Genomic DNA, 13,358 nt, shown 5'->3' on the forward strand with positions numbered 1-13,358 from the left:
ATTCAAATTAAAAGACTGCCGAGTGACACTCGGCAGCCAAAAGTTTATCTTCTATTTCGATTTCGCAGGAATGTTGGAATATCAAGTGTTTCCTCGGGTTCCATCCATTGTCTGCCATTTTCATGTCTGCCATTTTCATGTCTGCCTTTTTCAGGCTGAGCTTCTTCATTTACCTTCTGTTCTTTTATCGTTTCTCTTTGTGAAGGCGGCTTGGTCCCTAATAAGTTTGAAGCTGTGTTTAATCTAGAGCCTTCTTTATCATCAAAACCAGTTGCAATAACCGTAATCATGATTTCTTCCTTAAGATTATCGTTAATGATAGAACCAAAAATCATGTTTAATTCATGATCTGCGGCAGAAGCAACAATATCAGCGGCCTCCTGTACTTCATACAAGCTTAAATTGCTTCCGCCTGTAATATTCATGAGAACACCTTGTGCACCGTCTATGGACGTTTCGAGTAACGGACTGGAAATCGCCTTTTTGGCTGCTTCAACAGCCCGATTAGGGCCTTTTGCAACCCCAATCCCCATTAATGCCGTTCCCTGGTTAGACATAATGGTTTTAACATCTGCAAAGTCAAGGTTTATTAATCCTGGGACGGCAATTAGATCCGAAATTCCTTGAACACCCTGACGCAAGACATTATCGGCTTCGCGGAAGGCTTCTACCATAGGTGTCTTTTTATCAACAATCTGCAATAAGCGGTCATTTGGTACAATAATTAAGGTATCTACCGCATTCCTCATAAATTCAATTCCGCTGGCAGCGTTTTGAGCACGCTTTCTTCCTTCAAATCCAAATGGGCGTGTAACAACACCAATCGTTAATGCACCGAGGTCATGAGCGATTTCTGCAATGGCTGGGGCAGCTCCCGTTCCAGTACCGCCTCCCATTCCAGCCGTGACAAAGACCATGTCAGCTCCTTTTAATACCTCTTCCAACTGTTTCCGGCTCTCCTCTACAGCTCTTCTGCCGACTTCTGGATTAGCACCTGCTCCTAAGCCTCTTGTTAATTGCGCACCAATTTGCATTTTAATCTCTGCTTTTGATAGATTAAGAGCCTGGGCATCTGTGTTAACTGCGATAAATTCAACGCCTTGAACACCCGCTTCAATCATTCGGTTAACAGCATTATTTCCGCCGCCGCCAACGCCTATTACTTTAATCCTTGCGATTTGATCTATATCCATATCCATATCCCACATGTTCATTCCTCCAATTTATCAAAACCTGTAATGTAACTAATCAGAAAATAATAGAATAATTCCCTATGATTAGATAAGGTTATTGTTATGTATTTTTAGATACTTTTTAATATTTTAGCAAAATTATCGTGTTTTTTATATAGTCCTGTGGTCATTCTCCTCCAAAAAATGATAAAAAAAGCTGTCGAATGACAGCTTTTTTATGAGGTGCGTGAAATCATGGACGAATCTTGGAATTCTTTATACTTTTTAAATTTTATTGGCTGATGGGCATAATAGATTTTTGCATGTGCAGGTTTTTCACAGAATGAACATTTGATATGGTAGGACGCCTTGCTAATATGGGGAATATCTAAGAATGATAACACTTCTTTCATATGACTGTTACAGGCCCACATGTTCTCACCCCTATAAAAATTATTTTGCAGTTGTTGCTTCCTTTTGCAGTTTATCCGGCTTTCTTTTTTTCACTTGTTCGGTGATATCTTCATCCCATGAAATCGAAATATCGCCGTTTGTTACAAAGGTCTGGCATCCTAATCGGTACCCTTCCCCTAACCACTCTTCACCTAATTTTCTTCTTTCTTGGATCTTAACATTATCAAGGAATTCTGCTCCATTATCTGCTTTAAAAACGCATGTGCCGCAAATTCCCCCGCCACAACGATTTGGGAGTTCTCCATCGTAACGAAGAGACATTCTCAAAATATTAGAATTCTCTGGTACCTCTAACTGTTTGTTACTGTTTATGAAATGTATTTTAGGCATGTCTTTTTCCTCCCTAAGATTTATCTTCTTGGTATACAATATACCATAATTTTAATTTTCAGACAATACAAAACTTTTAATTTATTATTCTTTGTTTGTAAAAATGAAGACCACAACCTTGGTGATGGTGTGGTCTCCGCAAGCTTAAAGGGGGGATCTTGATTTATCCTTTTTATTAAGCTTTTCTTTTACATTTTCCATATAGTTGATATATGCCTTTTTAGAATTTTCAATATGAATTCTCATTAAATACTCAGCCATATCGGTTTCCTTATCTCGTAAGGCTTTCATGATATCAATATGTTCTTTTAATGATTCTTTTCTGCGCCCTGGAGTCTCATACCCCATATTCGCGGCCATATGAATATAATCAATCAGACCAGACAGAATTTCGAATAATTTAGGACTCTTTGAAGCTTTATTGATCAGTTGATTCATTTGAATATGTTCAAAATTAAAGTTCTCTTCCGCCAGTCTTTCCAATTCCATTAGCTCTTTGATTTTTTGATCTAATTCCAGCTGGGTGCTCTTATCCATCTTTTGTGCAGCCAATTTTACCGCTAAAACCTCCAATGAAGAAAGGATGGTAAATACCTCAATGACTTCTGTTTCAGAAATGTTCGTAACCACGACACCTTTCCTCGGTACGGTTTTAACAAAACCCTGCGATTCCAGCCGGAACAAAGCTTCGCGAATAGGAGTACGACTAATATTTAATTTCCCCGCAAGCTCTCTTTCGATCAGCCGGTCACCAGCTTTAAATTCTCCTTCAAGAATCATTTCCTTTAAATAAAGATAGGCATGTTCTCGTATTGATAAAAGATTGTTTTCCTCCCATCTTGTTTCCATTACTCCACCTGCTTATTTATTAAAGTATTTTCCTTAAGTTTATCCGCTTATGATAAAAAAATCCCTCCATAAAACAATGCGCAAACAATCACCAGTGAAGGGTGAACCTTTAGCCTGATTAAAGCGAAATAGCTAATGCATGCTAAGAGTAAAAGATGATAAACACCACTTTTTTCAAACGCGGTTAAAAAGAATTGATAGGCCATAACAGCTAGTAAAATGGCAATAATCGGCTGTACAGATTTTGTCATGAGTTTAATTTTAGAAGAATCCTTAAATAGATTAACAAACTTAAATAACAAAATAACAGCCAGAGCTGAAGGAAGAATAGTGGCCGCCAGCGCAATGATGGCACCAGGAATTCCTGCCAATTGATAACCGATAAACCCTCCCATTTTAGTGGCAATAGGTCCCGGTAAAGCATTGGCGATCGCTAATATATCACCGAATTTGGATACAGTCATCCAATGATAATGATTGACAACTTCATTCTGAATTAATGGAATCGTTGCAGGTCCGCCGCCGTATCCTAATAAATTTGCAATAAAAAATGACCAGAAAATATGCCAATAAATCATGAGCTTTTTTCCTTTCTCTGTAGAAGAACATTCGTCTCAGGTGAAGCCGCTTTTTCTTTACGGTCGGCAATCAAATAAGCAGCAATCAAAAAACCGGCGATTAAAATCCCTGGATGTAAACCGAGAAATTGAACAAATACTAAAGAAACGGCTGAAAGGATCACCATTTTCGACAATCCTAAGCCTTTGCGTCCATTTTGGAAAAAACGGTAGGCCATCTCCAATAACATAAATCCAATGACTGGTGTTACCCCCTGCACCATTCCGCTTACAATTGGAGATTTTCTAAAGGAATAAAGCACCCCCAGCAATCCAATCATGGCAACGATGGATGGGAGAATGTGAGCAAGGATGGCAACGGTTGCTCCTAAAGACCCTTTTAGCTTGTATCCGATATAGGCTGCCATTTTGGTTGCAATCGGACCCGGTAAGGTATTGGCTAACGCTAAAATTTCCCCAAATTCCTCTTCAGTCATCCATTTATATTTTTGAACTGCTTCAAATTCAATCAACGGAATCGTAGAAGGACCACCTCCATATCCAGTAACACCTGTGCGTGCAAACCCTATAGCCAACTCAACATATGGTTTCAGTTGATTCTCCCCCTTTATTAACAAAATTCCCCGTTGATTAACATGGACCCCATTCTATCTGTAAGACAATGAATGAGGTCCAGCTTCCATTATTTTTTTATATCAGCTTCAGTAATGACCTCAAGGCCCTCACCTTCCACAAACTTTTGCAGGGCTGTTAATGCAGCAGTCCCAACGGCTGTATCTTGTTCCCCGTTTCCGCCGCTGACACCAATTCCCCCGACCACTTCACCATTTACCACAATCGGGAAGCCGCCAACAAAGATGGCAAATTTGCCAGGAAGCATTTGATTTATACCAAATGCTTCATTTCCAGGCAGTGCAGGACCATTTGGTTCTTTGTTAAATAAATGGGTAGACCGTTTATGACCGGAAGCCGTGTAAGCTTTCGCAATCGCGATTTCTGGACCAGTGATGCGTGCGCCATTCATGCGTTCTAGCGCAATCAGGTTCCCTCCATCATCCACAATGGCGATGGTCTCAAGCACATTGATTTCCTCTGATTTTTTCTTAGCCGCCTCAATCATGATTTTTGCTTCTTCTAATTCTAATTTTAATGCTGTTTTCATGGATGAATCTCTCCTTAATAGCCAATATAGACTGTTTTTAATTGGGTAAAGAACTCTAAGCCGACTCTTCCAGATTCACGGAAGGTGGAAGTGCTTGATTTTTTCAGACCGCCAAAAGGTGCGTTCATTAAGTTGCCCGTTGTCGTACGGTTCACCTTAACCGTTCCTGCCTGAATATCCTTAGTAAATTGATTAGCAACTTTTAAATTATTGGTGACGATGGAAGCAGATAAACCATACTCAACATCATTCGCAATGGCGATGGCTCCTTCATATGTATCTACTTCTATCACAGCAATAACAGGACCAAAAATTTCTTCTTTGGCAATCCGTGATTCTGGATTTACATTGGTAAAGATTGCAGGCTGTATATAGTAACCTTTTTGGTACTCACCTTCTGTTAAGGCATTTCCGCCAAAGGCCAATGTGGCACCATCTTCCTTACCATATTGAATATACTTTAGGACATTATTGAACTGTTTCTCATTGGCAAGTGGACCAATTTTCACGCCTTTTTCAAATCCATTTCCAACTTTAAGAGCGCTGGTTTTTTCTATAAGCTTTTGAACAAATGCCTCTTTCACTTCTTTTAAAACGATCACCCGGCTGGTTCCTGTGCACGCTTGCCCAGTTAAGGAAAAGCCTCCGTTAACAGTCAAGCTTGCGGCCAAATCAAGGTCTGCATCCTCCATAACGATGAGCGGATTCTTGCCACCAAGCTCCATTTGGGTGCGGGTTGTAAAAGATGCTTTTCGATGAATATCTTCCCCGGCACTAGTAGAGCCTGTAAAAGTGACTGCTCTTACAGCCGAATGAGTTACCAATAGATCACCCACATCGGAAGCTTTTCCTGTTACAAAGTTAATGACGCCTTTTGGAATCCCTGCTTGATATAGGGCTTCTACTAATCGGAATGCAATTAGTGGTGTATCTGACGAAGGTTTGAAAACCACGGTATTTCCAGTTATTAAAGCAGGTGCTATTTTTCTGGCTGGAATCGAAAGGGGAAAATTCCAAGGAGTTATGACACTCACCACTCCAAGCGGCTCTCTTTCTGTCGATACCTTCATATTTGGATCATCATTAGGGAAAGTTTCACCCGTAAAAGTCTGCCCTTCCACTGCATAAAACCGGAGCGTTTGCGCCGAGCGAATGACTTCATTTTTAGCATCATCAATGTGTTTTCCTTCTTCACGTGTCAACTCTTCGGCTAGCTTAGCGGCATTTTGTTCGAGAATGCTGGCAGCCTGATTTAAAATCGCTGCACGTTTAGATGGTGCTGTTTGGGACCATGCCGGAAAGGCATTTTGCGCCGCCTCAATCGCCAAGCGGACATCCTGTTCATTTGAAGCTTGGAATACCCCCACAATTTCTTCCTTATTAGCGGGGTTTACACTAAAAAACGTCTTATGGCTAACAGATTCCTGCCACTCGCCATTTATTAAATTATTGAATGTTTCTACTTTAGTAGTTAACACATTTATCACCATCATTTCTTTATAAAAAATAGCCGCCATTTAAACCTTAAACTGCAAGATTAAATAGGGCGGCTTGTAAAGGAAGCGGATTCAAAAATGTCTTTTGAATCCGTATTATTATTAACTAGCTTTAAGATTATTTCGCTTCTACCAAAGCTCCCAAATCCTGCTCTAAGTACTCTCTCCATAATCCATCCATATACATGCGGCGCATTTTTGCTCCTGTTCTAACTACTTCTAGGCAGCGTTGCTGTAATTCTGGAGTATCGGCATGATCAAGAACGATTTTGTAACCACGCTCACCATGGATTTCATCAGAAACGATGTGTAAATCGAAGAATTCAATTTCTTCATCCGTAAATCCATATTGTTCACGTAATGCAGGAGTTTGCTTCCGATAAATGTCAGGTACTTGAGATTCTAATCCTACTACTAAAGCAGCCGTTGCAACTACGAAATTTTCACGAGCAGCAACCGCGAAACACCAGCTTTGAAGCCCAAGTGTAGTTGGAGCCATATTTTGCGGATTAATAACTCGTTCACGTGTTGTGCCACAAGCTTCGGCAAAACGAATTAACAAATCAGTATGGCGGTCAGCAGCGATTTCTTCTTCATACATGTTTTGCAATGTGAAATCCTTTGCCGCTTCAAATTTTGGATCAGTTGGAGTATTGTGATAGATATACGCTAGGTAATCTGCGAAAGGTCCAACATAGTGGTAGTGGTTTTCAGCCCATCTAGCAAAGTGTTTTCTTTCTAATTTTCCTTCAGCCCATGCTAATGTAAAAGGAGCCTTTTGGCTATGATTTCCTTTAATAGCTTCTTCCAGTTGTTTACGAAATTCGTCTTTTGAAAGTAATTCTGTCAATGTAATCTCCTCCTCAATATTTATGTAGCTGACCAAGTCGAACTTGGTATTTGATATTTTGTATACCAAATAAGTTTAAAAATAAAAGATTGTCAGATATTATCTAGCATTCTTCCGGTTTTTTTCTTATTTGGTATACCTTGATTAAATAGTAACCTATTTATTTTCGTTTGTAAATATAATTTTTAGAATTTTTAAAAGATTATTATAATCTGATAATTATTTGGTGCCTGATCTAATAAGGCGTTTCTACTTCTATCTTTAATAATTTGTAAAGCTCTTTAGAAAGGTTCTCTAATGATTCTTCGACAATTTGCCGGCCAATTTCCCAGCTGGCTTTTGTCGCATCACCGATACAGCCATTTTGGGTCATTTCCTCATAATAATAAAATCCTTGGATGGCATTACCCGGTCTAAGCTGCTTCCATCTTCCCTCTTCCTGAATATCTCCTTTTTCTAGTAATTCAGGCCGGACAAGCTCTGGAGCCAGATATAAGGCTTCGGAAACCTCTCGCTCACAGCTGTGGCCAAACAAATTGGAAGTAACAAAATTCTTTATCGATTGTTTAGCGGATGCTGTTGTTTTTGCATAATAAATTTCAACTTCTAGTTCTTTAGTTAAAGTCATCGATGCCACATTTAGTGTAGATTGGTTGCCGCCGTGTGAATTTAATAATAAAAACTTCTCGATTCCATGATGTTTTAATGAGGAGATCATATCATTTAAAATAGCTATTAAGGTATTGGGCTGCAAAGATATGGTTCCAGGAAAATTTAAATGATGCTGGGATACACCCATATTAACGGTTGGAGTGACGATGCAAAAAGGGAACATTTTCTCTCCAAGCTTTATAGCCATCTTTTCTGCTAAAACGGCATCACAGCTTTCGGCCATATGCGGACCATGCTGTTCATGGGCGCCGATTGGTATAATGGCAAACTTCACAGTTTTTAATGCTTCTTTTACCTCTCTCCATGTCATCCTGGTTAAGTCGTAACAATCCATTACAAATCACCTGCAATCATTTTTTGTATATTGTATACCTGAAAATCAAATAAAAAATTATTTTACTTCGATAGCCGATTGTTTCTTCGGAACCGAAATCGTAATATTTTCTTGAGAGATTTCAATATCATGCTGAATCGTTAGCTGACAGGTCAAACGATATCCTTCATTTACCTTATCTCCAAGCATTTTTTCTTCCTTCCAGTTCGGTGGCGCTAAGTCTTCTGCACCCTCGATCACGACGCACGTACATTTTGTACAGCGCCCCATCCCACAGCCATACTTTAACTTTGGTAATTGGCGTGTGGCTGCTAGCACTACTAAGTTGGCATTCTCTTTCACATCTTGTTCCACAGTTGTTCCATCTACATGGAGGATCACTTTTGGCATAAAACTTCCCCTTCCCGTTTATTCTAAAAATTTTGACTCTTTTCTGAAGTATACAATCTTTTGATTTGAGAAGCAAACTAGTTTTTAATTATTTTAATATTTAGAATATACTGTTGAATATTTTATCAACATCAGATAAAATACAAATAAGTAGTTTGGTATACAATGTTCAATAAAAAAAGGAGTGTTCAAATTGGGAAAATTTATTGTGCTAACGAATAAAGAATCCTTTCAAACAATTTTAGAAAACGATGGTCTAGAGCCAATTGAAACGTATCACTTCTATTTCTTTAATCAATTACGGGCTAAATATACGATTGCGAAGGTTCTTGATGAAAGCGCTAAAATCCAATTATTTGAAAAATTTGAAGGAAAAGAATATGTCAACCATATCGCAGTAAAGTTTTTTGAGAGGTTTGAAACAATCGAAGCGGCACGTGAGGAATTAAATGAGATCGTGAAAGCATCTGGAAACAGTGAGGATTCGGTTAATTCCAAGCTGGTCAAATCCGATGAAGTAGCGGTATAAATTTCTGACATGATGCTTCATGTACAAGTCCGGAGAGAATATGACGTCTCTCCGGTTTTTATATTATTAAAAAGCAGAAAAAAACCGCCACTATAGAGCGACGGCTTTTTCAATAATACGTTAAAATTTAAGTATTTTTCTTAGTGAAGCTAATTTTTTCTCAGCCTTTTCAGCAGATTTTTTAGAGTTAAATAGAATGTTTAACATGTTAATTCCCCCTAATTTATATCTTATTTATTAATTTCATTTTACAATGCAGTGAAAAAAATTACAACAATATTGTATACCAAATACCAAATTTAAAATAAAATATGGTTAAATCGTGTCTATTTTAAACCTGTTTTCAAATTTTGGTATACCGTATTTTGAGTAAGGGTGTTGATATGCTAAGATTTATGTTTTTTTTAGTAATTTTATTGTATTTACTCTCCGTGCTTTTCCCACAGCTGGATATTGGGGTTGTTTTATCCGTATTAAGTCTTATCATCGTTCTTTGTACGCTATTCCAAGCAAAACGATTTGTTCAAATATTAGGAAGTACCTTTTTAATCCTGGGGTTGATCTTATTATGGACAAGCGGTGCCGGATGGCAGGAATATATCCTTTCCTTTGGTCCCATGCTCGACTTGCTGACGATGTTTACCTTAGTTCCAATCTTAGGGATCCCCATTAAACTTGGCGGTTACAGCGGCGGCATTCAAACGATGATTCAAAAGAGGGTAAAAACATCTGGACAGCTTTATATGATTACTTCCGGTTTTTCATACTTTTTTAGTATTTTTATGAATCTTGCAACATTGCCGATGACTTATTACTCGATTCGGCCATCATTAGATGTCATACCAGTACAAAGTAAAGAACGGTTTATGAGCCGCGCGATTACCCGGGGGTTTGCCATGCCGTTACTTTGGGCCCCCGTAACCCCCATTGTCGGGATTGTTATTACAATGACGGGAGTCAGCTGGGTTTCGATTCTTCCTTATGTAATTCCTCTTAGTATTGTAGGGATGGGAATGGATTGGTACCTGGGAGCGCGCAAGTCAAAAGTAATGATCAATACACAGAAAAACCTCTCTGTCCATGAAACAGCCGCCACCTTAGTACCAAGGCAAATCGACCGTTCACGAAGAGTCTTTCAAATATTACTGGCAATCGTTATATTTAATCTCGTTATTTCATTAATAGAAAAAAAGTTTCCTTATCCCTTCTTAACACTCGTTTCTTTAATGGTTATCCCCTTTTCCTTTACATGGTCTTTATGCTTAAAGCAAGGAAAAGAGTTTGGTGCCCATTTATTAAAACATTTTCAATCGTTTTCAGTCGGTATGAAAGATCAATTTTTTATTTATTTATCAGCTGGCTTTTTTATCTCGACCATCAATGTTTCTCATACAAATGAATGGTTGGACCGCTTGGTAATTCAGTTTATTCATGTGGCGGGTGTAGAAATCTTTTTGATTTTGCTGCCACTAATTCCTTTAGGTTTTGCTTTTCTCGGACTACATCCAGCTGTTTCTCTTGCATTAATGACCGAAGGACTCAATCCTGCGGTAATCGGTATCTCACCGCATATATTAACTGTTGCCATGTTAGCGGGTGCGGTTTCATCCTTTCTTGTGGGACCGTATAATGCCACACTAGGGCTCATGTCCAATATTGTGAACGAAAGTTCCTATAAGGTTTCAAATTGGAATTTATCCTTTGCCGGCCTTTATATCGGCTGTGTGATGGTGTACCTATTTGTCTTACAATTATTCTTTTCTTGAATGATCAATAATAAGAAAGGAGGAGTCAATCTGGATTGACTCCTCCTTTCTCTGCTTGCACCTCTTTTACAATATCCATCGCAAAATGGCCAAGATTTCCTTCACTATAACTACGCATAACTTCAGGGGCTAAGGAAGTTAAGGCCCGCTTCACATATTCAGAGGAAATGCCTCTTTCTGAAAAATCCCTTTCAATTTCGATAGCTGCTTTAATAGCATAATAGGTTGCAAGTTTATTGACCTCTGTTAAACAATACTCTCGATCTAATATTACCTTCCCTAATGGCTGATAGATGTCCTCTATTTTCTGCGTTAATGGGGATTCTGTTATAAACAAGCCGTTGCCATGATCTAATAAATCTTTCCAATGCCCCATAAATTTCACTCCGTGAATGTTTAAGGCAGGAAACTTTGATTTAATTTCATTTGTATGAAGGGAAGTTGCCATATTAATTAATGAGGTTGATCCTTTAATCTTTAAGCTTGAAATAAAAGGAATAACCTTCAATGCAGGTAAAGCTAAAACTAACACATCTAAATTACTTAATTCTTCCTCTGATAAACAATATCCATTTTGAAACTGCTGAACAAAATCTTCAGCCTTTTTTTTCACAGGGTGATAAATACCTATAGGTCTACTGCTTCGATGCCAGTGCGCCATCATTGCAGTCCCAAGTTTTCCAATCCCGACCAATCCTGCTTTCATGGGTTTCATCCCTTCTTCCTTTCATGCATGCCATTTTAATCCTCATTCTATTCACAAATATACCAAACATGCGAAAAAAAGGGCTGCCAAAAATCAGTGTTTAACTGACTCTTGGAAGGCCCTTAAAAACTACCAAATAATGACTGCTAAAATTGTGGCTAGAAGAAGTCCCGATATTACCGGTACGAAGTTTTTCCTCGCCAGTTCAAGTGGTGATACTTGTAAGAATCCTGCAACGGCCACTAGGGATGACCAAGCAATCAATGTTCCCCCGCCGCTCCAAACTGCACCCATTTGACCAATAGCGGCCATAACCGAAGGGTCGATGTGACTTCCTGGGGCAATTGCTCCAGACAATGCACCTGTTAAAGGAAGTCCAGCAAATCCAGAGCCATCTAACCCCGTAATGATACCTACTATTAAAATACTAATCGCTGCAAAAAATGGGCTATGCGGGATATAATTTTGTCCGGCTTGGATTAAATCAAATAGAAATGCCGGCTTTGCTGCCTTATCACCTAATGACAGGATAGCCCCTGAAAAATCTCCGCTTCCCATAAAGAAGTAACCAGCAATCGGAATGACAGGTGCCATGGCCTTAAAAGCGAACACAAAACCTTCGGTAATATGTTCACTTATTTTATCAAGTGCATGAATTCGGTTAAAGGCAATAGTAGCTAAGACTAATAGAATAGTAGCAACACCGCCAATGAAAGCGGCACCGTCCCCGCCTTCAAAGCCAGATCCACCGCCAATTTTTGTCTGGAACATAAAAATCATTACAGCTAACATGGCTAGAGGTACAATGACAGCGAAAACTTTTCCCCATGTTGCTTTTCTTTGAACGAGATCAGCAGTCTCTTCTGCAGTCGCAGCAAGTTCTTCAGCCACATTAAAAAATGCTTTCTCTTCAGTATTAACGTTACTGGCAGAACCGGTTTTCTTAGTAATCGCCTTTCGATGTGTGACATACACAATCGCTAAAGCGCTAAATCCTGTAATTAAAGAAAGAATGAATGCCTTATCTGATACGGCAGCTTTATCAATACCCGCTGCTTTTGCACTAAGCATTGGCGCTACTTGCATGATATAGTCTGAGGAAAGGGCCATCCCTTGACCTGCGATAACGATAACCATTGCTGAAGTCATGACAGGCAAACCTGCGCTTACTGCTGCAGGAACTAACAAGGCACAAATTAATGGAACTGCTGGGGTTGGCCAGAAAAAGAGCGAAATTACATAGGTTGTGACCATTAAAACTAAATAGGAAACATGTCCGTTTACCATTATTTTCTGAATCGGCACGACCATCCTTCTATCTGCCCCTAGATCCTTCAGAGAATTTAAGAGACCAATCATGATTGATATGATTAAGAAAATACTAAATAGTTCCTTAGCGGCAACAAGGTTAGCATTAAAGACAGCTTGAAAGCCTGCTATTAAACTCCCTTTATATACGGCTGCCACAATAAAGGTCCCAATGATTAGAGGTAATACAACACCTTTTCGGAATAGCATAATAATAATGACAGCTGCAGTGACAATTAGGTAGACCCAATGAGCTAATGTTAATTCCATATATCCCCCTCCGACTTTTAAAAAAATTTTCAGCTAAATTTGTTCAAATGTTCTGCTTGAAATTTTCTGAAAGGTGGTATGGTGAGGAGAAAGGATTCGTAAGCGCTTCCACAAGTGATGTATGTCTCTCTTCTCAATTACCTTTTAATGTTAACTGCTAGAATACTAAAAATTGCTATTGCATCAAAAAGGATAAAAATTAACGAGTAAGGTGAATTTTGTATTTTGTGGATTGTATACCGTGATAATCCAAAAAAATATTTTGAACCTGATTAAACTTATTTAAGATCAAACCATAGAAAAACTCAACGAGGACAAACAAATGAATACTACTAGTAATTAATATGTAAAATGATGTAGATCCCCCCTCTTTTTCACTATACAGCCGGTGTTAACTATATAGGTTGAAAATAATATATCATTAACCACCCGGAATGCGCAACAATATTTTGAAAATTTAGACGTTTAATTA

General features: G+C 38.7%; 14 protein-coding genes. 2 read left to right on the top strand and 12 right to left on the bottom strand.

Going from position 1 to position 13,358, the window contains the following annotated elements:
• Window positions 1-44 precede the first annotated feature (44 nt).
• The 10 genes from ftsZ to V7161_RS03870 form a co-directional block, all read right to left on the bottom strand.
• Window positions 45-1,208 (bottom strand): cell division protein FtsZ, encoded by a 1,164-nt coding sequence (gene ftsZ, locus V7161_RS03825; protein WP_335442399.1) that lies wholly within the window; start codon window positions 1,206-1,208, stop codon window positions 45-47.
• Between the two features lie 417 nt (window positions 1,209-1,625).
• Entirely contained in the window at window positions 1,626-1,976 is a 351-nt protein-coding gene (locus V7161_RS03830) for a 2Fe-2S iron-sulfur cluster-binding protein (RefSeq protein ID WP_335442400.1), read from the bottom strand.
• Between the two features lie 144 nt (window positions 1,977-2,120).
• A complete protein-coding gene (locus V7161_RS03835; RefSeq protein WP_335442402.1) occupies window positions 2,121-2,825 on the bottom strand; it encodes a GntR family transcriptional regulator in 705 nt (234 codons plus the stop codon).
• A gap of 47 nt (window positions 2,826-2,872) precedes the next feature.
• Window positions 2,873-3,403 (bottom strand): chromate transporter, encoded by a 531-nt coding sequence (locus V7161_RS03840; RefSeq protein ID WP_335442404.1) that lies wholly within the window; start codon window positions 3,401-3,403, stop codon window positions 2,873-2,875.
• A complete protein-coding gene (locus V7161_RS03845) occupies window positions 3,400-3,996 on the bottom strand; it encodes a chromate transporter (protein WP_420491565.1) in 597 nt (198 codons plus the stop codon). Before V7161_RS03845 ends, V7161_RS03840 begins: the two co-directional genes overlap by 4 nt.
• Window positions 3,997-4,085: 89 nt before the next feature.
• Window positions 4,086-4,565, bottom strand: coding sequence for a GlcG/HbpS family heme-binding protein (locus V7161_RS03850; RefSeq protein WP_335442407.1), 480 nt, complete (start codon window positions 4,563-4,565; stop codon window positions 4,086-4,088).
• Window positions 4,566-4,579: 14 nt separating this feature from the next.
• Complete coding sequence (locus tag V7161_RS03855) at window positions 4,580-6,082, bottom strand: aldehyde dehydrogenase family protein (RefSeq protein WP_335442409.1); 1,503 nt, start codon at window positions 6,080-6,082, stop codon at window positions 4,580-4,582.
• 97 nt (window positions 6,083-6,179) lie between these two features.
• A complete protein-coding gene (locus tag V7161_RS03860) occupies window positions 6,180-6,911 on the bottom strand; it encodes a TenA family transcriptional regulator (RefSeq protein WP_223590582.1) in 732 nt (243 codons plus the stop codon).
• Window positions 6,912-7,146: 235 nt separating this feature from the next.
• Window positions 7,147-7,917: a creatininase family protein gene (locus V7161_RS03865; protein WP_335442411.1), complete on the bottom strand. Its 771-nt coding sequence runs from the start codon at window positions 7,915-7,917 to the stop codon at window positions 7,147-7,149.
• Between the two features lie 57 nt (window positions 7,918-7,974).
• Window positions 7,975-8,307 carry a 2Fe-2S iron-sulfur cluster-binding protein gene (locus tag V7161_RS03870; RefSeq protein ID WP_335442412.1) on the bottom strand — a complete coding sequence of 111 codons (333 nt, stop codon included), beginning with the start codon at window positions 8,305-8,307 and terminating at the stop codon, window positions 7,975-7,977.
• A 184-nt stretch (window positions 8,308-8,491) separates the two neighbouring features.
• Between V7161_RS03870 and V7161_RS03875 the strand changes: the two genes are divergently transcribed.
• Complete coding sequence (locus V7161_RS03875; RefSeq protein ID WP_335442414.1) at window positions 8,492-8,836, top strand: hypothetical protein; 345 nt, start codon at window positions 8,492-8,494, stop codon at window positions 8,834-8,836.
• A gap of 383 nt (window positions 8,837-9,219) precedes the next feature.
• Window positions 9,220-10,602 (top strand): hypothetical protein, encoded by a 1,383-nt coding sequence (locus V7161_RS03880; RefSeq protein WP_335442416.1) that lies wholly within the window; start codon window positions 9,220-9,222, stop codon window positions 10,600-10,602.
• Window positions 10,603-10,627: 25 nt separating this feature from the next.
• On the opposite strand, the gene V7161_RS03885 is transcribed toward V7161_RS03880, so the two are convergent.
• Window positions 10,628-11,317, bottom strand: coding sequence for an NAD(P)-binding domain-containing protein (locus V7161_RS03885; protein WP_335442418.1), 690 nt, complete (start codon window positions 11,315-11,317; stop codon window positions 10,628-10,630).
• 120 nt (window positions 11,318-11,437) lie between these two features.
• A complete protein-coding gene (locus V7161_RS03890; RefSeq protein ID WP_335442420.1) occupies window positions 11,438-12,886 on the bottom strand; it encodes a hypothetical protein in 1,449 nt (482 codons plus the stop codon).
• Between the last annotated feature and the right edge of the window lie 472 nt (window positions 12,887-13,358).

The sequence above is a fragment of the Neobacillus drentensis genome (assembly GCF_036965425.1).
Classification (GTDB): domain Bacteria; phylum Bacillota; class Bacilli; order Bacillales; family Cytobacillaceae; genus Neobacillus; species Neobacillus drentensis_F.